Here is a 22024-nt window from a genome sequence, read left to right as displayed (position 1 = left end):
CAATATTCCTTCTCTCTACTACGTTTTTTACGAGCTTGCTTTTTTCGTCTTCTTGCTTCGCTTCGCTGCCGGTGCAGGCACTGGCTTCACACGCGAATTGTTGTCATTGCCCTGGTTTTTCTGAACACTGGTCGTCTTCTCAGCTGTTGCTGCCGTTGTGACTGCGGCAGGGACGGTACCCGTCTGGCCGGATGTCGGCTTGACTTCGTCGACTCCCTTGGTTGCCGCAGCGGCTTTTTTTACCTCAGCATTCGCGCTTGATCCAGATGCAGCCGATTCCGTAACAGCGGACGCTGCAGCTACTTCGATGCCAACCGCGCGCTCTGCGATATTCTCGACAGAGACTTTTACAGAAGCTTTTTCAGTAACTTCTTCTAAGATTTCTTTAGAGACTTTTTCAGTGACTTCCTTAGAGTCCCTTTCAGAGACCTTCGCAGTAACTTCCTGCTGCTCCTGACTTCTGGCTGCGCACTCCTCCAACTGACCCTGACTTCCGTCTGTGTCAACTGGACTCGCCACCAAGGCTGCCGTCTCTTCATGCATTCTTGCAATCACATGACGAGTTACCAATACATCCAATTGCGTAGCCATTTCCGCTCCCGCTTCAACGGCAGCTTGCACGGCTCCGACATCACCATCCAGCTTGACTGTAACCAATCCGCCCTTGATGATCTCTACGCCGATGCAGGTAACGCTCGCCGCTTTCAATGCGGCATCCGCCACGGCGACTGCGCCCAAATACCCTCTAACTTCCACCAACCCTAACGCGCTATGTCTCATGGGCTGCTACCTTAATAACTCGTCGGATTATCTGCGACGAATTGGACAGCGTCCGCAAACGCATCACATGCTGCTTTGCAGGCCGATTGACTTCCCGTTAGCAATGCACCACCGAAGTTGGTCTCGGAAGGTGGGCCGAAGAAAGCGGCAATCGTGACATCCGCAGCCTTGAGCGCTGCATCAAGTGCATACATCGCTTCAAGTGGAGGAGCGATTAGATAAGCCAACGCTTCCCCTTCCTTGATGCCCGCAGTCTGGGACAAGTACGTACCTGTGCGGGATACACAGTGGGCGAAATAAGTAATGCTGTTATCCTCATTGGCGCTAACGAAATGAGCGCCGCTTTCGATGAAATCAACGACGGCGTTCAAGCCGCTGCGAACTTCCTCCGGACTTGGCCCAGCCAGAATCCCGATGACCTCGCCCGCCAGCTTCGTCGAAGCATTGGCCGATCCGGCATACATGCTTCTTGCATATACGACATCCACGGCAGCTGCTTTCGTCGCTTCATCCATTGCTGCATAAGTTACATCGTCAATGTCAGCAGTAATGATCCCTAAGCTTTTATGGTGCGGCATCAGCTCCAGCTTGCTTGCCATATCCTGGCTAACGTTGGAAATGATTTTTATGCCCAACACCTTTGCATGAATCGGTTCGTTTCTCATACGAGCCTCCTTGAGATTGCTATAATTGCGTGTTCAAAAAGTCGGGTTTTCAGCACCGAGAATGTTGTGAGAACATGAAGGAGGAGCGGAGTGTAGGCAATACCTACATGAGCACCAGACTTCGAAGGTGAACGCAACATTCGATGTCGAATCGACTTTCAGTCCTGCTTCGTGATCAAAAGACGACTTTTTGAACAACCTCTATAGTTTCAAATCAATCCCCGATGCTTTGCGATCAATCATCGTCTTGATCAGCTCAGCAATATGCGCGCCTGCTTCTACGGCAGGCGTACCGCCTGAGTGAATGTTGGAGATAACGGTACGTCTCGCCTCAGGCATACCTACAGTCGGTTTATAAGCGATGTAGGCACTCATGGATTCTGCCGTTACAAGTCCTGGACGCTCGCCGACCAAAAGACAAACTACATCTGCCTCTGTCACATCGCCAATCACGTCCATCGATGGAACGCGGCAATGCTTGACGAACAATATATTGCCTACTTCAAAGCCATACATCTTGAGACCTTGCGCAATGGCTGGAACGATATCGCGCAGATTCGCTTCAATCGCAGCCGAGCTTAAGCCGTCCCCAACCATAATCTGTACTTTGGCCTGCTTGGTCGTATGCTGCTTGATGGACTCGATTGTCTCCTTGGAGAATTGACGTCCCAAGTCCGGGCGCGTAATGTATTCGTCCTTGTCCCGGCACATCGTTGCAATCGGTACAAGGTTCATTTCCTTCACGAACTCCTCGGACACGTAGGAGAACACGGCATCCTGAGCAGCAGCATGGTCAGCACGGAATCGCAGCGATGTAATCGTCTTGTACCGCGGACCTGCACGCCACACGCCAAGGCGGGCCGGTGTTTTCTCCTTCATTTTCATATACCCTTCACGATCCTCTGGATCGGGAACGAGCAGCAGCTTGCGAAGGTCGATCTCCGTAATATCATCCAGACATTCACCATCGTCCGCTTGCTCTTCCACTGGCATGCTTGCCTGTACAAGCCCACCTACGTTCGGCGCCTTAGCTTGCACGACAGGCGCCTCAGTTGCCTCAGTTTGCGCAGGCTTCGCTGCTACTGTTTCTTGCTCCGCCTTGTTTCCTACCATCTCGTTCAAAATCGATTCAATCATCGATTTCAGATCTTTTTCGTTCATGAGAGTTTCCTCCTTCCCCTACTTGAGAAACACAGATGCGTCCCCGGCTTTTTTGGTCAGCTTGCCATTTTCAATGAAGCCCATCTTCTCCATCCATTGTTCGAACTCCCGAATCGGACGCAGGCCCAACAATTCACGCAGCGTCGCGGTTTCGTGATAACCGGTAGTTTGATAGTTCAGCATGACATCGTCGCCGTGCGGGATGCCCATGAAGAAGTTGCAGCCTGCCACAGATAGCAGAACCGCCAGATTTTCCAAGTCGTTCTGATCGGCCTTCATATGGTTCGTGTAGCAGGCGTCGCATCCCATGGAAATGCCCGTCAGCTTGCCCATGAAGTGATCTTCTAGGCCGGCGCGAACCACTTGCTTCGCATCGTACAAATACTCTGGACCAATGAATCCAACAACGGTATTGACGAGGAACGGGTTGTATTTCTTCGCAAAGCCGTAACAGCGCGCTTCCATCGTCACTTGGTCGATCCCGTGATGGGCTTCGGAAGATAACTCCGAGCCTTGGCCTGTTTCGAAATACATCACATCCGGGCCTGCCACCTGTCCGTGCCGCAGCACGAGCTGCTGCGCTTCCTCAATCGTGGCGGCATTGAAGCCGAACGCTGCATTGCCTTTTTCCGAACCTGCGATCGATTGAAAGATGAGTCCTGTCGGAGCGCCGCGTTTAACGGCTTCCATTTGAGTCGTAACATGGGCCAGTACGCAAGTTTGCGTTGGAATTTCCCACTTTTGGCGGAACTCCTCGAACCGCTTCAGAACGCGCGTTACGCTTTCTACGGAATCATCAACCGGATTGAGACCAAGTACGGCGTCCCCGATACCGAAGGTCAAGCCTTCCATAAGGGAAGCCATAATGCCATCTGGATCATCGGTTGGGTGATTCGGCTGCAAACGTGCTGACAAAGTGCCCGGACGGCCGATCGTCGTGTTGGCAGTAGCCGTAATGCGAATCTTCTTCGCCCCGTACATCAGGTCAAGGTTGGACATGATCTTGGCAACCGCAGCAATCATTTCGGCTGTCAGACCGCGGGACACGCGCTTGATGTCGGCTTCGGTTGTGTTCTCGTTCAAGATCCACTCCCGCAGCTCCTCAACCGTCCAGTTCTGAATCTCACTGTAGATGCGCTCATTTACCCCATCCTGAATAATGCGGGTAACCTCATCCACCTCATAGGGAACCGCCGGATTGTCGCGCAAGTCTGACATTTTGATTTGGGACAGTACCACTTTGGCCGCCACGCGTTCTTCCGACGAAGTAGCCCCCAGTCCGGCCAGCATATCCCCTGATTTTTCCTCGTTTGCTTTTGCCATGACTTCCATTAGGCTGCTGAATTGATAAACTCGGCCAAACAGCTTAGTTTTTAAAATCACAAAAGCTCCTCCTTCCAAATGCAACTCGATTTGTTCATGAACAACCTTTATTAGTGCATGTTCAATATTTTAGTTCATGTTCAACCTTTAATTAGTTAAACACGAGCGTTTTAATGACGACGGGCAATACCTTGCCTTCCGCAATCGGCTTGCCGATGTCGATATAGTCGCCGTTGTCGACTTGCACGCTGTCGATGCAGACGACATCCTTCTTGTAGCCAAGCAAGGCATATAGCGTCTGTCCCAGCACCTTCGCCATATCGTGATGGACAATCACGATAAGCGGATACTCTCGCTCCAGCAGCTCCGACATCCCTTTGTACAACCCTTGGGCATATTTCTGTACCTCTTGGAAGCTAGGACTCTTCTTCCCTTCCAATGCGATCGCGACCCGCTGCAAATCATTGTTCAGTTTGAACCAATTCAATTTGTCGGCGATGGCCCGCGCCAGCACCTCGTCGCTCCCCGATTCATCCGCCGCTGCGAGCTTCAGAATCGGAATGTTTTTGATCGGAAAGCTCTCTTCCGTATAGGTGATCGTGCTTCCGCTGATCTCGGTCGTATGGGAACCGGCCCCCACGACAGTGGCCCGGATGGTCTCGGCTGATAGCGCCACCGTCATCCGCTGCGTCAACGAGGAGGCGGCAATCGCTCTTCCCAGCAATATCCCGATATCTCCATACTGGAACACATCGCCCGCCGCTTCTTGGTAAATGTAGTCGGCCACCCCTCCGGAGAAGGATATGCACGGAATGGTCCGATCCAGCTTCAATCCTTTGTTCGTGACAATGGTATCGTAGAAATCACCTGGCGGCCGGAGGCCGACGCTTTCTTCGAGCAGCTTCACCATCTCCCCGATGATCGGCTCCAGATCGGCTGGCGTTGCCTGCTGCCCAAGGGCCAGTTGAAATCCTCTTCGCTCCGCGAGCTGCTTGATCTTCGGCGCGATATAGGTAATCTCGTGCGTCCCCCGGTCGACTTTGATCAGACGGCCTCCGATGTCCAGACATCCCGTATCCAGCAGCTCGCCATCGGCGAACAGCGCCAGATTGCTGGTGCCGCCGCCAATGTCGATATTGACGATGGAAGTGGAATGCTCTTTGGAGTACGTATGGGCGCCCGCGCCTTTGGCGGCAATGATGCTTTCCAGATCCGGGCCTGCGGTAGCGACCACGAAGTCTCCGGCAAATCCGCTTAACGACAGCAGCACTTCATTGGCGTTTTCCTTGCGGGCCGTCTCGCCTGTAATAATGACGGCTCCAGTCTGGATCTCTTCTTTACGGATGCCGGCTTTCCGGTACTGCTCCTGCACGAACGTCTGGATTTGCCCTGCATCAATCCGGTTGTCCGCAAGCACGGGCGTAAAGCAGATATCGCTCCTGTAAACCACTTCTTTGTCCGTAATGACCAAGCGGGGCACCGAAAAGGACGATGCCAGGTTCTGAATATGCAGCTTCGACAGCACGAGTTGGGTCGTCGAGGTTCCCATATCAATGCCAACGCTTAGCAATTGCTCGTTCACTTCTTTCACCCCCATCGCTTGATACCACATATATGCACGCAAAAAGGCTTAAAGTTATATCCCCCCCCGATTGGCGGGAATTGTTAACCTTAAGCCTCATTGCTTACAGAACTACATCCTTGTAGCCCGATTATTTATTTTTTGAAGGTAAACGCAACGGTCGTGCCATCACAACTGGACGCAATGGCAAGCTTGCCTTTCAGCTTGTCCTTCACATAGCTGCGGACGATGGACAAGCCCAAGCTTTTGTGCGAACCGTCTTCAACGGAAAATCCGACTCCGTCATCCACCACTTCCACGGTGACCAATCCGCCTTCCAGCTGCGCATTCACCGTAATCGTGCCGTCCGTGCAATCTCCAAAAGCATGCTCATAGCTATTATGCAGCAGCTCGCTTACAATCAGCGCAATCGCGACGGTGCGATCGCTGTCCAAGCAGATGCTCTGCGTAGCCGCTATCTCGATATTGACATTTTTGCAATCGACAAAGCAGCGTTGAATATTCGAAGCGATGAGCCGAATGACGTCAAGTAGTTCTACCTGCGCTTCGATCTCCGTGGACAACAGTTCGTGGGTCGCCGCGATAGCCAGCACCCGGCTGACACTTTCGTTCAAGCATTTTTTGGCTTCCGGGCTTTCACATTGCCGCGCCTGAATACGGAGCAGAGACGCCACGGTCTGCAAATTGTTTTTCACCCGGTGGTGAATCTCGCGAATGGCCACCGATTTGGAGACAATCTCCGCTTCCTTGTCCTTGATTTCCGTCACATCGTGCAAGATGACGCCTATGCAAAGATCCCGCTCCGCAATAAACAGACGTTTCACCTGATAATAGCGACCGGCCACCTTCACATCTGTCGTCAATGGACAGGAAGGGGACGTGGAGTGCTCCTTCATCACGTCGGAGAAGACCGTCTGATCCAGCGATAGATTGTCATAATGCAAGCCCTGAATATCCTCCAAATAACCAAGCTGACGATAGTACGCGTCTGCCTTCTTATTTTTCAGCTTCAAAAATCCGTGCTTGTTGAACACGAGAACGGCATCCTCCAGCTGATTGATGATCGAGTCCTTGAACCGCAGCATGGCGGTCAACATCGAAGACATTTCACCATCTTCGTATTGCGTCCCCGTCACATTGAAGTGGGCTTGAATATTGTCGCTCACATCTTTTTCATAGATGACGACCGCAATGACGCCCTCATGATTTTTGATCGGATATACCGTTTGCCTGACCAGATGATTTTCCTGCGTATTGGCAACGAGTCCCTGTGACATAATTCCGGTTTCCAACGTTCTCAAGACGCCTGGTTCGTTCTCGCGCAGCGCCTTCTCGCCCGCAACCGGACGCCGGTACAGCGATTTGCCGTTACCCGGACGGCGGTGGTACACCACAATCGCCTCATTCGCCACGCTGGACAGAACGTCGATGAACACATCATCCGGCACCTCGGACATTTCGAATGACTCGGCTATCTCGGTCAGCCGCACGATATCCGTGTCCGCCAGTCCCGTATGCCGATTGCACAACCGCACAATCTGTTCTTTGAAATCAATCATAGGAAATGACGATGGTTGTTGCGATTTCTATCATCGGACACCGTCGATCCATGCTAAGTTTGCGTAGGGTTTGATAGGCTTCCTCTTCGGTGCAGCCGTTTTCCTTCATCAAAATCCCTTTCGCCTTTTCGACCGCTTTCCGCTCTTCCATCTTCTGGGACAGCTTCGATAGATTCTGCTCCAGCTTGCGTATTTCCTTGCCTTTGGCAATGGTCACTTCCACCATGGGAATGAACGACTTTTCGTCGAGCGGTTTCACCAGATAAGCAAGCGCACCGATAGAGGATGCTTTTTCAATCGTCTGTTTGTCGCTGAATGCGGTCAAGAGAATAACCCCGCTGGCCAGCTGCTCTGAAATGATTCGTTTACCCGCCTTCAACCCATCCAAAATTGGCATTTGAACATCCATGATGACCAGGTCGGGCAGATGCTTCTTACATAACTCGATGGCCTCAAAGCCATCGGAAGCTTCGCCTACTACATTGTAGTCCGCCTCTTCAAGCATCTCACGAATATCCATTCTTGTAATAGGTTCGTCGTCGACTATTACAATTTTTCCATTCATGTGTCATGCACCTCATTGTCTACCGATATTTGCTTGTATCTTGCGAATCCTCTATCGAATGATAAAGTCGCCTACGCCTCCAAATAAGCCCGAAGCGCTTCCACTCCCACGTTCTCCATGGTCGAAACCTCGAAAATATGCTCTACGCCCGCCGCCTGCAGATAAGCTCTCGCTTGCGTGATATCCTCATCCGCCCGGGCCAGCTCCACCTTGGTCACAATTCCAATCACCGGCTTGGCGAATACCGTCGCAAAGGCCGGCGGAAAATAGCTTTCTTCCTTCGTGCAATCTTGCACAAGCCCGATGACATCCGCATCGACGCTGGAGACAAGCAGCATCTTGTACAAATAACGATTCTCGATGCATTCCCCCGGCGTATCGATCGCTTGCTCGAAAGTCTCCACGGCTTGCGTCTTCTTGTAGGCAATCTCCTGACCGTGCAGCCGTTGGCACAGCGTGGTCTTGCCCGAGCCGGTGCTTCCGGCAAATATGATTTTCTTCATGTCGCTTCCCCTACGTTCTCGTAATCTTCGCACCCGAGAAGCCGAGAATGTTCTGCAAGCCAAGCAGCACTTCACTCACGGCGGAATCCACGGAGGATACATCGCCCGTAATAACGAGCGACCCGCTGAAGCGATCGACGAAGCCGATCTGCACGCCAGCCGCCTTGGTCGCGATGTCCGCCGCAATAATGGAAGCTTCGCTTGGCGTAATAGTCATAATGCCGATGGCATCCTTCGCCTCGGTTCCCAAGCCCAGCTTCTTGTAAATATCCGGGTTAGGATTCGCGATAATATGAGCCAGCGTGACCTGTTTCCCAGGTACGTACTCCTGAATGACGCGTTGTTTTTCGTTGTGTTGTTGGTCCATACCCTCATCCCATCTCATGTAAAAAACCGTGAAATAGCCGTAAAAAAACATAAAGACCCCTTAAAAAGTTCACACGGAATTTTTAAGAAGCCTCTTCGCTTTTATTTGTATGCAACACGCCTTTGTGTTACTTTTACTATATTTTAACCTGCAAACGTTGTCAACATCATTACGGCTGGAATTTAATTGCTATTCAAGATTGAAACATTTTGTTCAAAATTTCAACGACGTCGGATGCGGCAGGAACACGCGGATTCGTGGCCGTGCATCCGTCTTGCAGCGCACCCTCGGCAATCGCCGCGCTCATCTCTTTCAGCGTGCCTAGTTCCACGTTGCAGTCCCGCAGCGTCTGCGGCATGCGCAATTGCTTCTGCAGCTGCTTGATCGCCTGCACCAGACTGCGAACGCCGCTCTTCGCATTGGAAGCCTGCAGCCCCAAGCTCTTGGAGATTTCGGCGTATCTGGCCGCCGCCGCATTGCTCTCCTCTTTGCCGTAACCCGGCTTGTAATCGGCATTGAATTCAATCACATACGGCAATAGCAGCGAATTCATGCGTCCGTGCGCAATCTTGAATTTGGCTCCGGCCACATGCGCGATGCCATGGTTAAGCCCGAGCGACGCAATATTGAACGCCATACCCGCCAGGCAAGAGGCATTATGCATTTTCTCGCGCGCCTCAAGGTCGTTCCCGTCCTTGTAGGCTCTCGGCAAATACGCAAAAACCAGCTTGATCGCCTTCTCTGCCAAAGCATCGGAAATATCGTTCGCTTTGGTGGATACATACGCTTCGATCGCGTGGGTCAGCACGTCCATTCCCGTATCGGCGGTAATGAAGTCCGGCACGCTCTTGACTAATTCTGGGTCCAAGATGGCTTCTTGTGGCAGCATGTCATCGGACACCAGCGGGTATTTGATGTTCTTCTTCTTGTCGCTGATGACGGAGAACGACGTGACTTCCGAGCCCGTTCCGCTCGTTGTCGGAATCGCCACGAACGGCATATCGCGCTGGTCCAAGATTTTCTGAGCGAAAATCTTCATCGCCTTGGCCGCATCGATCGCGGAACCGCCGCCAATCGCAATCATAAGATCGGCCTGGAACGCTCCGAGCGCTTCCACGCCCTCTGTCACGACTTCGACCGGAGGATCGGGAACAATATTGCTGAAAATGTATTGTTCGTTGCTTTCATGCAGCCGTTCAAACAGCATGTTAATCATCCCCGACTTGACCATGAACGGGTCTGTGACGATGAAGATCCGCTTATTCCGCCATTCCGTCAGGCGATCCAGCGCGCCTTGTCCCATATAAATGTCGGTTTTCATAGAAATTTTGTCCATGTAAGGCACCTCCAAGGAAGTAATTGGCAACAAAAAAAGAGACCTTTAAAAGAACGGATTCCTTTAAAAGCCTCTTTGCTTATGATATATGGTGCACGCCATTGTGCAACTCGCAATCATTCAATTGTCTACCACCACTTTACACCGTTATCCGGATACTCGTCAACCGGATCTTGGCAGCCGTTATCCGCACGTGAGCGGCAGATGGTGAAAAAAAAGGGACATGCACCTCACTGTGCATCTGTTCTTCGGCATTGAAGAACCTCCCGTTTGCTTAGCCATACCTCATTGTACGTGTTCGGCGGCGACCACCCGGCCTTGCCGACAGCAGCGTCGGCAGCCCTCTTGCAACGAAAAAAAAGCCTAGCAAGGCGGTAAACGTCACTAGACTTGTAAACCAGCCACTTTCGCCTCGAAATGACTGGTCAGACAAAGTTACTAGGCAAACGACCTGACTTAAGACCGAGCATTCGATCTATCACAGTGGCGGGACCGCGTTGGATTTGCACCAAACTTCCATTGCCTATAACTTTTTCTATTGTGTATGACGTGAATGGGCGTCCATTCGACATTATTATAGCATAAACAATCGCGTTGGCAATATGTAAGATATGAATTTCAACAGTTTTCCATGTTTGACACATATAACGTAAATGCCAGTATGACGGTGGTAGCATGCCCGCCTTCGTAATAAATGGAAATCGTAATTGACATACTACGAGGAAGGGGCCTTTCCAACTCCGACGCGGTAGAGACAACACAAGGGAACGAACAATTGATAAGGAATAAGATGAAGATGGAGCTTACTAAAATGGTTAATAAAATGATGGATTTTATCAAATACAAAGGGGCTGTATGGAAAATCCCATTAGCTGCAGCACTGTCATGGGAGCTCGCGGAGTGGGCCGGATCTAAACATCCTTACTTGGCTCCTCTGACGGTCATTTTGTCCATACAATTAACAGTTGACAAGTCCATACAATTTGCATGGCAGCGCATCATGGGGACAATTGCCGGCGTTCTTTTCACTGCATCAATAGCGCCCTATGTTGGTTTAAACGGCTGGAGCATAGGCTTCCTCCTTTTTGTAGGGGCTCTAATCGTAACGTGGCTGAAGTTGGATCATGCTATAATGATCCAAGTTGCTCTCAGCATTTTATTGGTAATGTACTTTCAAAGCAAGATGCCCAGCTATTCCCTTGATCGGATACGTGATACCGTTATCGGCGCTGTCATTGCCCTACTGATCCATATGCTGATATTCCCCCCCGATTCCGTTAACAAAGCCAAAAAAAAGATGATCCATTTCACGGACCATCTATCCAATCATTTTGTAAACATCGCACTTTGGGTAAAAGAGGGCTGCTCCTCGAGTGAAGCCCAAACATTGCAAACAGAATTGCAAACCTTATTCCGGGAACTTCATCAAGCGACAACCGAGTTGGATAAAGCGGAGCAAAGTGTGCGTTACAATCCGCTAGGCCGCAAAAAACGCGATATCTTAAAAAAATTAAACCAGAAAATGCATCAACTTCGGTCTGGCTATGCCAATTCTGCCGACATGATACGAGTTCTTGCGAAATGGTCCGAAAGCGGCAATTTTGCGAAAGAGGATCAACGGATTTGGGCCGTTCATTTGAATACGTTAGCGGGGTTTGTAAAGGAATGGAAAAGTGTATTGGATGACCCAGCCTCATTCAGCTTGGCTTCCAATGGCTCAGCCCTGCAAATAAAAGCGCCTGCCAATATGGAGAACTATCAGTACCCGCTTGCGTTATATATGAACGCCGAACAAGTCATTCAAGATTTCCAAAATGTGGTTTTTCCCAATAAAGCCCTGTAATCTTCAGCAGTATCCACATCCATGAACAAGTCCGGGTTTGCGAAATCGATGCAAATTCCCGATTTTTCCTTTCGAATAAGATGTCTGGCTCCCTGATCGCACTGCAATCGCAGGAGATCCGAAAACATTCGATGAGCAAAAATAACCGGCGGTCTTGCTAAACCATCATACCTCGAGGCCGCGAAACCAATGTTGCCGTTCATCTGATGCGTTTGAAAACATAAAAGCAGTTCATTGATCATCTCATTTGTAATTAAAGGTTGATCCGCCAGTACTATCATCAAGGCTGTCGCTTCCATGGAAAGTGCAGCCTGTACACCGCACCGCAGAGAGTGCGCTTGCCCCAAACGAGATTCAGGGCAGTGAATAACGGACCATTTCCGTTTGATCGGATCCCGGTAAAATGTGTGATCCATCCAAGCTGCCGCAACGTCATTTACTATTACCCAAACATAATCCAATCTGGATCTCAAAGCCGCAGCCAACGCATAATTCCCCAAATTCATAGGACCCAACGGAAGTCTAAGTTTATCCGAACCCATTCGGGTACTTTGGCCTGCCGCTAAATAGATGCCAACGATATTATTCCGGCTCATTGACAACAACTTCTTGTGTTCTATTTTTTCTATACGTATCTATTATTTCTGCGAGAATGCTCACTGCGATTTCCTCGGGCCCCTCTGCACCAATCGCAAGTCCCACGGGAGAATGAACTTCCATCGGAACCGGCCCGCCTTTTAGCAGGCGTTCCGTTCTATTTTTCGGTCCCAGAATGCCAAGGTAACAAAGCTGCCGCTCAGAAAGAAGTCGAACCAGCTGCTGATCCCTCCTAAAATTATGACTCATTACAATTGCATAATCGTAAGGCGAAAAATGAATCATCCCTATCGTTTCCTCTGGAAACCCCAATAAAATAGATTCAGCATCCGGAAAATAACGCCGATTGCAAAAGGCGGGTCTCCAATCGGAGACGGTGACAGAAAAACCGATGATCGCTGCAAATGCGGCAAGTGGTCTGGCGTCCGGTCCCGCACCAAATATCATAAGACGCGGTCTGGGATAATAGGTATGAACGAAAACATCCGATTGCATGGATGAGACAAACTTCATTCCGCTCCTCCACGATTCCTCCGACGACGTCCAATCCAATAATACCTGTGGAAATTCTCCCCTCCACTCCCCGAATAGGTGCCGATCTCTAGTCAAGAAACCATAATCGATCACAGACCCATCCGAGCCGAAGCTTTTAATGAGTATGACCTCGGTTCCATGATCCAAATAATTCTTCAATGTACATAAATGATCCGCAAGCTCATCATTTACCGGTTCCATCGTGACATGAACAACACCGCCGCACCCTAGTTCTTCCCCCCAGGACAGCGGATCCGATGACTGCATGTCGAACACGAAGCTGCGAGAAACGCCTGTCTCCAGAATATCCGGCACGCAGGCCGAAAGATCAGCCTCCAGGCAGCCAGCGCTTAGCATCCCTAATTGTGAACCATCTTCAAGAAACAGCACGCAGGCCCCTTCTTTACGGTAAGCGCTCCCTTCCACATGGGTAATCGTCGCAAGCACGCTCCTTAGGCTGGTACGTTGAATGGTTTCCAAAATGCGATGAATTTCTTCCAAGCTCGCCCCTCCTCAACTCCTAGAGGAAAATGCTTCCCCATCCTCTTTCTTCATAAAGACGTCCTTCACCGCATTGTGAATTTCTTCATAGGACATACACCTGCAAATGTTGGATTCCAGCCATACCCTAATTGTGTCCTCATTCGCATGCGGATGAACATTCCGCAAGCCCTGACAGTTCACAATAAAGCCGGGGGTACAGTAACCGCATTGAAATGCCTGATGTTGTACAAAGGCATGCTGTACCGGTGAGTTCATCAAACCCTCGATCGTTGTAATTTTCTTTCCATCGGCTTCCACGGTGAGCATAAGGCACGATTTCATAGGAAGGCTGTCTACCAATATCGTACACGTGCCGCAGTCTCCGTTATCGCAACCGGATTTACTCCCCGTGAGTCCAAGTTTGTCTCGAATTGTATATAACAGTATATCAGCAGCCCTTACTCGAATTGTTCGCTTCTCACCGTTAACTTGGAATTCAACTGGATAAATAGTGGTATCGCAGGATGACATGCTTCACCTTCTTTCCAATATCTGAACCGCGTCAGCCATCGTTTGTTTAAGCACAAATTTCCGAAAAGAGGCGGATCCTTCCGCATTATCTAGTAATGGAGCAGGAAGTTTGCCGATCGCCTGTTCAATTCTTGCCGCCAACGGTATCGAGGAGTCGTTCAACGCCTGTTCCATTACAAGGGATCGAAAAGGGAATGAGCAAACGCCGCTGTATGCTGTGTGAATCTGTTTATCTTTCTTAATAGCAGCTACTGTCACAAGAGGGTAGCCGACATTGCCAATCTGCCGTTTTTTGTAATGAACGAACGGCAACGATAAATAACCGCGGTCTGTTAGGATTTGTACAAGAAATTCTCCATTCTCCAATCTCAATTGTTGCAGGAAAACATTGTGGATAGAAGTCTCTCTTATCCCTTGTATTCCTGCTATAACCATACGGCTGTTTGCCAACAAAAGCGGAAGCACGGCCTCCCTGTAATAAATTTTGCCGCAAATGTTTCCCCCGAGCGTGATTTTATTCCGGGCTGTTTGGTCGGCGGCTCCCTGTGCTGTTTCAGTGAGCAGCGGGAATGGATTCGCCGCGGATAATACCGATAACGTGACGCAAGCTCCGATAACCAATTTATCCTTCTGCATTTCTATGACGTTGCACTCCGGAATGAACTTCAAATCGATAACAGATCCCGGTTGAATGGAGTTTGCTCGAGCCCATGTGATGATTTCCGTCCCTCCGGAGTAATACATCGGTTTCTTCCCTTGTTTGTGCAGAGACTGAAACAATTCCACAGCCATCTGAACGGAAGAAGGTTTGTAGTATTCAAAATTAAACGGAATCATGGATCGTCCTCCAGATCATCTCGGGCGTCAGAGGCAAATGATTAAGCTCTACTCCAGCGGCGAGGGTCAGGCTATTCGCCAATGCCGCGGGCATGCCAATCAAGCCATGCTCACCGATTCCGCGCAACCCGTAAGGCGCTTCCAAATGAGGCGTCTCGACGAAATCAACGAAGTACTCCGGCTGTTCTCCATAACGAATCAATTTATAGGTACGCAATTGCGGATTTATTATGGCACCTTTATCATTGAATAGAAAAGCCTCCCGGCTAGCAAAATTTAAGCCCATACTCATACCGCCCGTGATTTGGCTGCGGGCGAATTCCGGATTGATCACCTTGCCGGCATCGATGACCGATGCCGCTTTTACGATTTTATATGTGTATTCTCTTGTATTTAATTCCACTTCTACCGCCTGTGCGCCTACCGTCCACTCTGGACCGGGATTTCCTTTACCTGTTTCTGGATCCAATGATGTTAAATTACGCATCGTATAGCTCCCGCGTCCGATTACTTGACCACCGATCGTATTCCCATTTGGGAATTTGTATCCGTTGGCGATTTTTTCAATTTCTATCCCAATATCGGAGCGATCTTTACGGAAAACCTTGCCCCCTCCGACATCCAAGTCAGTCGGCAAGCATTGCAGCACAATTGAAGCTATGTTTTTTAACTGTACGATGGCATCGTCAGCCGCATGCAGAATCGCATTGCCAACTAGAAATGTACTGCGGCTCGCCACCGTTTTCCAATGATGGGGATCGGTTTCAGTATTTACTTCCGTAGAAATATGTATCATCCGGTCATCCATACGCAACCGTTCCGCCAACAGTTGAGTAAGCGCCGTCCTCGTTCCCTGGCCGATTTCTACTGCACCGCAAAGCAGATTCACGCTTCCGTCGGGATTATATAGAATAACAGCTCCTGCTCCGGCATCTGTTGGCGTATTCGAATTTTTCCAGAAACAGCACACCCCTTTCGCCTTGATGAGATCGCCATCGATTTCAAGTAGGGGGCGGTCGTCCCAATGGATTAATGTTTTCAATTTTGCAATGCACATGGGTAAATCGCCCACATTACTTCTATCCATCAAGGTTTGTGTCGGGGACGTATCCCCTGGTCCTATCGCATTATAAAAACGAAATTCCAAAGGATCCATATCCACTCGATCCGCCAATAAATCCATCGCTCTTTCCATGGCGAATGTCAGTTCCGGATGGCCGAATCCTCGAAATGAAGTGGAATAGGGGTGATTGGTATACATGCATAATGAGTCGCAATGAACGTTATCGATGCGATAAGGCCCCGTGCAATCGACGGCTCCCGCTCGGCTCATGACCGCACCTCGATCCGAATAAGCTCCGCCATCATACAGATACAGAATTTCGGCGGCCATAATTCTCCCTTCATGGGTACAGCCAAGTTTGATTCTGGCATCCAATCCAATATGGACTGGAGAAGAGATCATGTCCAGCTCCCTGGAGTTAACCAATTTTACAGCTCTCCCGCCAACCGCGTTTGAAGCCAAAAAAGCAAGAAATTCCATCTGAATCGCGGCTTTTCCACCAAAGCTTCCTCCGACCAGAGGCGTGTGAACGATGACTTTGTGAAGCGGATATGAAACGACTGGCTGATTGCCCTTCGGATAATATAGGGTGATTGTGAAGCGGAATGGATGATCACTTTTCCGCCAGGTAAAATCTCTGCCATACAGCATCGCATTTCCATCGCAGCGTGATCCGATTGCGGTAATGTGACCTGGACTTCAATGGTATAATCGCTATTCCTCCATCCTTCCTCCATATTCCCCTTGCGTATTTTTGTTCGGTTCGCGATGTTAGTTCCCGGCTCTGGGTATACCTCTTCGTTCCGCTTGTACGCGGCAAGATGCTCATGAATAAGCGGAGCATCTTTCTGAAAAGCTTCACTTGGAGAAAGGACGACCGGTAAAAGCTCATAATCCACTTTGATTTGGAGAGCCGCCATCTCTGCAATATATTCTTGTTCCGCGACAACAAGGGCGACGGGCTCGCCATAATATCTCACTTTGTCAATTGCGATTGGTGGCCGGTCTGTCAGTGGTGATCCGGTCAAAATCGGGTAATGTTGTCCTGTAATGACCGCTTTTACACCCGGTATTTTCATGGCGTTCGACGAATCAATTGATTTTATGTTGGCGTGAGCATGGGGGCTGATAGCTATTTTGGCATGTAAAAGATCCGGTCTCGAGATATCATTAATATATTTGGTTGACCCTGTGACTTTCTCCCATGTTTCCTTTCTGGGAACGCTTTTTCCAACCGATCGGCCGATCTTGGCCCCCTCCTTTTTCAAATAGCCCTGCAACGCTTTGCATAGTCAGGGTGGACAAGGACCAATTCCAAGAGGCTATTCGAATATTTATTTACTAAAGTTCTCCATAGCCTATATATACATGATTTTTTGTCCGTATTATCTAAATTATATGTTGTAAAGCAATTTCAACGTGACCATCATTTGGTGCAGAACGGTTCATTGCGATAAAGGTATATGAGGAGTTGGGATTGTTGGGGTGAAGGTCAAGCCATCCTTCTTCAGCAGCAAAAATGGGCTGTGGAATATCATTTCCGCTGCCCATTTTTATTTTCGTTTTCACTTAAATGAATTGCTATCTCTCCGCGGCATGAGCTATCCCTTGATATCGGTGAGCAAGGGCTTTGTGATAATACTCTTGTTCGGCATAGTGGAAAAACAATACTGGATTGTTCGCGTTAGCCATTTTCATACGTTCGAAATGCTCCGCCCGTACAAAATATTGACCAGCGAGTTGATTAGGATCGTAAGACGTATGCATATCGCGATAAAAAGCTGTATTTGACAAAATAAACACTCCCTTACTGATTTTCATATATAGTCAATAATACTGTATGGCAAACGCCCAACTATTGTTACATGATGAGATCTCAAGTTCTCCACATATCCCAATTTCCCATCAGACGCCTCTTAGCTGGTTAAAGGATGCTTCTACGTATCAGCAATAAGTTATAATCCATATACCAACTACTTAGTGTTAATAGCTATAATCAATGGTTCTATAAAGGTTGGGAGAACACATGGGACTTAGGACGGAACATCAACTGCGGGAGTTCATCAAGGAGAATAATTTAGTCACAGCTACACCACTCACATCATCGAGAGTTATCATCGTCAGTTTCGCAAAGCAACAAAGGGAAAGAGTGTTTTTCCAAACGGCGAAGCGCTGCTTAAGATGCTCTATCTGGTCACTATGGACATGGTCCGCAAATGGACAAGCCGTGTTCTAAATTGGGGAGAAATGCTTCTTTAGTTGTCCGCTTTCCGCATATATCAAGGCTTACGATCAAAGCGGACTTCCCGGACTGCAAATGAACCATTCACCGGGCGCACCTTTTCGTTTGAGCGACGAACAGCAGGAACAACTGAAACAGCCCACTCGGCGGCCAGGGCCTTAAGGAGCTGTCGTCCGGCTAGGGGCGCCTGTTCCGGATAATAAATGAGCTATCGTTACGGGGTCCACGGCAAATTGCAGGCGAGGCTGCAAATCGCAAGGAGAGCATCTTTTGCTGCTAACTCGCTCATTTGTACCACGGAGAAACACACTGAAATATGGCCGGGGGCATTCTTAAGTAAAGCTTCCATGCGGGTGCACTGCTTCGTTGCGATATGCTGAACTGGGACTGGGGCCAAGATAAATAAAATTAGTCCCAACGTATACGTAAAACGGGCGGCACCCGCACATTCACCTTGCGAAAGCCTACGAAAATCTTGGGATCTATTTTTGTTTATGGCATGTAGTCTTTTTCTGTTCTATCTATCCACGTTATTCTGTGTTTCAATCCATTTATAGTATAATGGTTACTACTGTATGGGATGGAAAACAGGGAAAAGAGGGAACAGATGCCTACTATACTGGTTGCTGATGACGATGCGAACATTCGCGAACTCGTCTGTTTGTTTCTACGCAACGACGGATTTGCAACAGCCGAAGCCGCAGACGGCAAGGAAGCGCTGACCGTCTATGCCTCGACGCATATTGATCTTGTCGTGCTCGATATTATGATGCCGATTATGGATGGTTGGACGTTATGCAAGGAGCTCCGTAGAGCCAATCCTGATCTTCCGTTACTTATGCTGACTGCGAGAGGCGAAACATGGGAGAAAGTGAAAGGTTTCGAACTTGGGACAGACGATTATTTGACGAAACCGTTCGATCCGTTAGAGTTGACGGTTCGTGTTAGGGCATTACTGAAACGATACCGGATTGGCTCCACGCAGACGATCAAGTTCGGGAACGTCATCCTTGATCGACAGACATATAAGGTGATAAGAGGGACGGAATCGCTCACGTTGCCGCTCAAAGAGTTCGAATTGCTGTACAAGCTCGCTGGAACACCCGGACAAGTCTATACACGCGAGCAGTTGATCGATCAAATTTGGGGGATCGATTACGCTGGAGATGATCGAACGATAGACGTACATATTAAACGTCTGCGCGAACGGTTCGCGACTACACCCGATTTTCGTATCGAAACGGTGCGTGGGCTTGGGTACCGGCTTGAGGTTTACGAATGATCAGATCCTTATATATACGTGTTGTCCTGACATTTTTAGTGTCCGTTATCGCGGGCACGATCATTTCTTTTTTTGTGTCAACTTGGATATTTGAAGAAAAATTAAACGAAAACGCACAAATCAACATTCGTAACTTTGGCCAAGACATTGTCCGGATTTACAAGACTCTTCCGTTAAGTGAAGCGGACTCGTTCGTAAGTGAAATGAAGATGCTCAATTCCTATCATATTCGGATTTACGAAGCAACGGGTCAGTTCCAGTCGTACGGAAGAGTTAACGGACACAAACTTACCAATGTGACGAAGGAGCAATTAAAGAAAGTATTAGATGGAGGCGTTGTTCAAGACAATCCGAATGGTATTGCTAAGATCCTCTTAGGGTTGCCTTTGAAAACGGAACTAGGAACAAAAGCGATGTTCTTGGAGATGCTCGCCCCTCCTTCCGCGTCCTTTGTCACTATGTGGGCATCGATATTTGCAACTTGTTCGTTGATTGCAGGAAGCTTAATAATTCTGGTGGCCTCCATATTTTTGGTAAGACCGATCAAAAAGCTGACAAAGGCGACCAAGCGTATAGCAGCTGGAGATTTCAACGTCAAGCTGAATATTAAGCAAACGGGTGAGCTGGGTACTTTGGCTCGCAGCTTCGAAGAGATGATGCACGATTTGCAACAACTAGAGCAGATGCGCAGGGAATTCGTAACGAACGTGTCGCACGAGGTTCAGTCTCCGCTTACCTCGATATCCGGCTATGCTCAAGCACTTAAGCAAGTAGACCTAGCAGACCATGAACGAAGCCGTTATCTTGATATTATCATCGCTGAAGCGAAGCGGATGTCCAAGATGAGCGACAGCCTCCTCAAGCTGAGTTTGCTTGAAGCGCAGTCACAGCAGCTTCGTTTGACCACACTTAGCCTTGATGAACAGATCAGACGGGTAATCGTGGCGCTCCAGCCGCAATGGTCTGCCCGCAGCATCCGTTTCGAGCTCAATTTAAAGGCCGTTCGCCTAACGGCTGATCATGATCTATTAAACCAAGTATGGACGAACATAATCGGCAATAGCATCAAATTCTCAGTTGATGGCGGCATTATTGACGTCAGCATCAAACAAGATGCCAAAAATGTGACAGTCCGAATATCCGACACGGGCATTGGTATTTCCTTGGAGGACCAGAAACGTATATTCGAACGGTTTTTTAAGGCAGATCGTTCACACAGTCGTAAGTATGGCGGCAGCGGTATGGGACTTGCCATCGTTAAACAGATTGTATCGCTTCATCAAGGCGACATTCGAGTAGAAAGTGAACCTGATCAAGGAACGACCTTCATTGTCGCCTTGCCAATCACTACGCCAACAGATTAGTTAGATTCATAGGGTATCCATTGGATTGACTAGACCGCGTTCTCCATGCTGCGGCCCACATGCAAACTTCCTTGTATGTGGGCCGCAGCATTTTTTACTTGTTCATATTCAGTTCATATTGTCGTCATGGAGAGTACATCTTCATCGTATATGCTTTCCTTAACGACCCGTTAAGGCAGCCCAATATAGAGATAACGACAGGAGAAGATGCGAGTGAAACTACGCGAGGTAAAGAAAATGGACTTGGATACAACAACAGACAAAAAAACAGCTAGTAAGATGAAAAAATGGCTTATCATTTTACTTAAAGTATTAGCAGGATTAGTTATAGCAATTGTACTTTTTCTAGCCATTGTTTTTGTCGTTGATAAGATCAGCAGCAAATCAGAGGAAGGAAGAATAAAACCCTATGGTCAGTTCGTAACAGTAGATGGGAAAAATATGAATGTTTTGATTCAAGGACAAGGCGAAGAAACAGTCGTGCTGCTACCAGGTTTGGGAACAGGAACACCAGCACTTGATTTTAAGCCGCTAGTAGAAGAGTTATCACCATTTTACAAAGTCGCAGTGATTGAGCCTTTTGGTTATGGATTAAGTGATGGAACGGATAAGGAACGAAGCACAGAAAATATTGTAAGTGAAATTCATGAAGCTTTACAGCGTCTTAAAATTGACCGATATATTCTAATGGGTCACTCCATTTCGGGCATTTACGGACTAGATTATGTGAACAAATATGAACACGAAGTGAGTGCATTTGTCGGGATCGATAGCAGTGCTCCCAAGCAATACGGTGATAAGGTTGTTGAATCTCCCATATCATCTACAACAATTACGCTACTCAAAAAATCAGGTTTAGCCAGATTAATAATGAAACTAAGTGCTGACCCATATGCTAAAATACCAGTTGATGATGAAACAAAAGAACAAATGAGAATACTTTCTTTCAAAAACTTTAGAAATCCCACCATTGCGAATGAAATAGAAAATAGGATTACTAATTTTAAAGCGGCTGAAAATTTAACATTCCCAAAAAACCTTCCTGTTATATTCTTTTTACAACCGGATAGTACATCAATTGAAGGATGGTCAACCCTACATGAAGAGCAAGTAAAAGATTCTGTACATGGAAAAGTGATGACATTTGAAGGAACCCATTATTTACATCATACCAAATCAAAAGAAATCGCTGAAAACTTCAGGACATTTATGGAAGAAGTAAAAAAAGACAAGTAGATGATTTTTAAAATGAAAGATTGTTTGTAACTATTTGATGTAACAACATGCTCTCATTCGCATTATCTAAACATGGTCCTTATATTATCCATGCTACGGTCTCATGTGCAAGCTTCCTTGCATGTCATGTCGTAGCATTTTTTTTGCTAGTTCATATTCAGTTCATATTGT

General features: G+C 48.3%; 20 protein-coding genes, 2 pseudogenes and 1 riboswitch. Of the genes and pseudogenes, 5 read left to right on the top strand and 17 right to left on the bottom strand.

What is annotated here, in order from left to right:
• Positions 1-27: 27 nt before the first annotated feature.
• The 10 genes from LQV63_RS23715 to LQV63_RS23670 form a co-directional block, all read right to left on the bottom strand.
• Complete coding sequence (locus tag LQV63_RS23715; protein WP_233698549.1) at positions 28-780, bottom strand: BMC domain-containing protein; 753 nt, start codon at positions 778-780, stop codon at positions 28-30.
• Between the two features lie 11 nt (positions 781-791).
• Positions 792-1445 carry an ethanolamine utilization microcompartment protein EutL gene (gene eutL / locus LQV63_RS23710; RefSeq protein ID WP_233698548.1) on the bottom strand — a complete coding sequence of 218 codons (654 nt, stop codon included), beginning with the start codon at positions 1443-1445 and terminating at the stop codon, positions 792-794.
• A 201-nt stretch (positions 1446-1646) separates the two neighbouring features.
• The gene (gene eutC, locus LQV63_RS23705) at positions 1647-2606 is read right to left on the bottom strand and encodes an ethanolamine ammonia-lyase subunit EutC (protein ID WP_233698547.1); all 960 of its coding nucleotides are present in this window, start codon (positions 2604-2606) and stop codon (positions 1647-1649) included.
• Positions 2607-2624: 18 nt separating this feature from the next.
• Entirely contained in the window at positions 2625-3989 is a 1365-nt protein-coding gene (locus LQV63_RS23700; RefSeq protein ID WP_019420785.1) for an ethanolamine ammonia-lyase subunit EutB, read from the bottom strand.
• A 91-nt stretch (positions 3990-4080) separates the two neighbouring features.
• Positions 4081-5511, bottom strand: coding sequence for an ethanolamine ammonia-lyase reactivating factor EutA (gene eutA, locus LQV63_RS23695; RefSeq protein ID WP_233698579.1), 1431 nt, complete (start codon positions 5509-5511; stop codon positions 4081-4083).
• A 134-nt stretch (positions 5512-5645) separates the two neighbouring features.
• Positions 5646-7070, bottom strand: a complete 1425-nt coding sequence (locus LQV63_RS23690; RefSeq protein ID WP_233698546.1) for a sensor histidine kinase — start codon at positions 7068-7070, stop codon at positions 5646-5648.
• Positions 7063-7635 carry an ANTAR domain-containing response regulator gene (locus tag LQV63_RS23685; RefSeq protein WP_019420782.1) on the bottom strand — a complete coding sequence of 191 codons (573 nt, stop codon included), beginning with the start codon at positions 7633-7635 and terminating at the stop codon, positions 7063-7065. Before LQV63_RS23685 ends, LQV63_RS23690 begins: the two co-directional genes overlap by 8 nt.
• Before the next feature lie 71 nt (positions 7636-7706).
• The gene (locus tag LQV63_RS23680; RefSeq protein ID WP_233698545.1) at positions 7707-8138 is read right to left on the bottom strand and encodes a EutP/PduV family microcompartment system protein; all 432 of its coding nucleotides are present in this window, start codon (positions 8136-8138) and stop codon (positions 7707-7709) included.
• A gap of 10 nt (positions 8139-8148) precedes the next feature.
• Positions 8149-8505, bottom strand: coding sequence for a BMC domain-containing protein (locus LQV63_RS23675; RefSeq protein ID WP_026010996.1), 357 nt, complete (start codon positions 8503-8505; stop codon positions 8149-8151).
• Between the two features lie 193 nt (positions 8506-8698).
• Entirely contained in the window at positions 8699-9841 is a 1143-nt protein-coding gene (locus tag LQV63_RS23670) for a 1-propanol dehydrogenase PduQ (protein ID WP_233698544.1), read from the bottom strand.
• Between the two features lie 392 nt (positions 9842-10233).
• Positions 10234-10385, bottom strand: a riboswitch (adenosylcobalamin (AdoCbl) riboswitch).
• A 252-nt stretch (positions 10386-10637) separates the two neighbouring features.
• Between LQV63_RS23670 and LQV63_RS23665 the strand changes: the two genes are divergently transcribed.
• Positions 10638-11684, top strand: coding sequence for an FUSC family protein (locus LQV63_RS23665; RefSeq protein ID WP_233698543.1), 1047 nt, complete (start codon positions 10638-10640; stop codon positions 11682-11684).
• Here the strand turns inward: LQV63_RS23665 and LQV63_RS23660 are convergent.
• The 7 genes and pseudogenes from LQV63_RS23660 to LQV63_RS23630 all read right to left on the bottom strand — a co-directional run bounded on the left by LQV63_RS23660 (position 11642) and on the right by LQV63_RS23630 (position 17532).
• A complete protein-coding gene (locus tag LQV63_RS23660; RefSeq protein ID WP_233698542.1) occupies positions 11642-12280 on the bottom strand; it encodes a nucleotidyltransferase family protein in 639 nt (212 codons plus the stop codon). The two genes, LQV63_RS23665 and LQV63_RS23660, sit on opposite strands and share 43 nt — an antisense overlap.
• A complete protein-coding gene (locus LQV63_RS23655; RefSeq protein WP_233698541.1) occupies positions 12267-13316 on the bottom strand; it encodes an XdhC family protein in 1050 nt (349 codons plus the stop codon). Before LQV63_RS23655 ends, LQV63_RS23660 begins: the two co-directional genes overlap by 14 nt.
• A gap of 12 nt (positions 13317-13328) precedes the next feature.
• Positions 13329-13829 carry a (2Fe-2S)-binding protein gene (locus LQV63_RS23650; protein WP_019420774.1) on the bottom strand — a complete coding sequence of 167 codons (501 nt, stop codon included), beginning with the start codon at positions 13827-13829 and terminating at the stop codon, positions 13329-13331.
• A gap of 3 nt (positions 13830-13832) precedes the next feature.
• On the bottom strand, positions 13833-14666 hold the full coding sequence (locus tag LQV63_RS23645) for an FAD binding domain-containing protein (protein WP_233698540.1): 834 nt from the start codon (positions 14664-14666) through the stop codon (positions 13833-13835).
• Positions 14653-17009 (bottom strand): annotated as a pseudogene (locus LQV63_RS23640) (xanthine dehydrogenase family protein molybdopterin-binding subunit). The gene LQV63_RS23645 and the pseudogene LQV63_RS23640 overlap by 14 nt, the downstream one beginning before the upstream one ends.
• A gap of 109 nt (positions 17010-17118) precedes the next feature.
• The gene (locus LQV63_RS23635; RefSeq protein ID WP_157259506.1) at positions 17119-17298 is read right to left on the bottom strand and encodes a hypothetical protein; all 180 of its coding nucleotides are present in this window, start codon (positions 17296-17298) and stop codon (positions 17119-17121) included.
• A 12-nt stretch (positions 17299-17310) separates the two neighbouring features.
• Positions 17311-17532, bottom strand: coding sequence for a hypothetical protein (locus LQV63_RS23630; protein WP_233698578.1), 222 nt, complete (start codon positions 17530-17532; stop codon positions 17311-17313).
• A gap of 285 nt (positions 17533-17817) precedes the next feature.
• On the opposite strand from LQV63_RS23630, the pseudogene LQV63_RS23625 reads away from it, so the two are divergent.
• From LQV63_RS23625 to LQV63_RS23610, 4 genes and pseudogenes are all read left to right on the top strand, one after another.
• Positions 17818-17988: pseudogene (locus LQV63_RS23625) on the top strand (transposase); the annotation flags it as partial.
• Positions 17989-18578: 590 nt separating this feature from the next.
• Positions 18579-19253: a response regulator transcription factor gene (locus tag LQV63_RS23620; protein WP_233698539.1), complete on the top strand. Its 675-nt coding sequence runs from the start codon at positions 18579-18581 to the stop codon at positions 19251-19253.
• Positions 19250-20617 carry a sensor histidine kinase gene (locus tag LQV63_RS23615; RefSeq protein ID WP_233698538.1) on the top strand — a complete coding sequence of 456 codons (1368 nt, stop codon included), beginning with the start codon at positions 19250-19252 and terminating at the stop codon, positions 20615-20617. Before LQV63_RS23620 ends, LQV63_RS23615 begins: the two co-directional genes overlap by 4 nt.
• Positions 20618-20824: 207 nt before the next feature.
• Positions 20825-21853 (top strand): alpha/beta fold hydrolase, encoded by a 1029-nt coding sequence (locus tag LQV63_RS23610; RefSeq protein ID WP_407672959.1) that lies wholly within the window; start codon positions 20825-20827, stop codon positions 21851-21853.
• Positions 21854-22024: the final 171 nt, after the last annotated feature.

Origin of the sequence: Paenibacillus profundus, assembly GCF_021369635.1 — a bacterium.
In the GTDB taxonomy this organism is placed as follows: Bacteria; Bacillota; Bacilli; order Paenibacillales; family Paenibacillaceae; genus Paenibacillus_B; species Paenibacillus_B profundus.
This window is presented reverse-complemented; position numbering and strand designations above follow the sequence as displayed.

Coding starts and splice junctions, on each gene's coding strand:
- LQV63_RS23715 (WP_233698549.1), bottom strand. CDS start 780: ATGAGACATAGCGCGTTAGGGTTGGTGGAAGTTAGAGGGTATTTGGGC.
- eutL (WP_233698548.1), bottom strand. CDS start 1,445: ATGAGAAACGAACCGATTCATGCAAAGGTGTTGGGCATAAAAATCATT.
- eutC (WP_233698547.1), bottom strand. CDS start 2,606: ATGAACGAAAAAGATCTGAAATCGATGATTGAATCGATTTTGAACGAG.
- LQV63_RS23690 (WP_233698546.1), bottom strand. CDS start 7,070: ATGATTGATTTCAAAGAACAGATTGTGCGGTTGTGCAATCGGCATACG.
- LQV63_RS23685 (WP_019420782.1), bottom strand. CDS start 7,635: ATGAATGGAAAAATTGTAATAGTCGACGACGAACCTATTACAAGAATG.
- LQV63_RS23680 (WP_233698545.1), bottom strand. CDS start 8,138: ATGAAGAAAATCATATTTGCCGGAAGCACCGGCTCGGGCAAGACCACG.
- LQV63_RS23675 (WP_026010996.1), bottom strand. CDS start 8,505: ATGGACCAACAACACAACGAAAAACAACGCGTCATTCAGGAGTACGTA.
- LQV63_RS23670 (WP_233698544.1), bottom strand. CDS start 9,841: ATGGACAAAATTTCTATGAAAACCGACATTTATATGGGACAAGGCGCG.
- LQV63_RS23665 (WP_233698543.1), top strand. CDS start 10,638: ATGGAGCTTACTAAAATGGTTAATAAAATGATGGATTTTATCAAATAC.
- LQV63_RS23660 (WP_233698542.1), bottom strand. CDS start 12,280: ATGAGCCGGAATAATATCGTTGGCATCTATTTAGCGGCAGGCCAAAGT.
- LQV63_RS23650 (WP_019420774.1), bottom strand. CDS start 13,829: ATGTCATCCTGCGATACCACTATTTATCCAGTTGAATTCCAAGTTAAC.
- LQV63_RS23645 (WP_233698540.1), bottom strand. CDS start 14,666: ATGATTCCGTTTAATTTTGAATACTACAAACCTTCTTCCGTTCAGATG.
- LQV63_RS23620 (WP_233698539.1), top strand. CDS start 18,579: ATGCCTACTATACTGGTTGCTGATGACGATGCGAACATTCGCGAACTC.
- LQV63_RS23615 (WP_233698538.1), top strand. CDS start 19,250: ATGATCAGATCCTTATATATACGTGTTGTCCTGACATTTTTAGTGTCC.
- LQV63_RS23610 (WP_407672959.1), top strand. CDS start 20,825: ATGCGAGTGAAACTACGCGAGGTAAAGAAAATGGACTTGGATACAACA.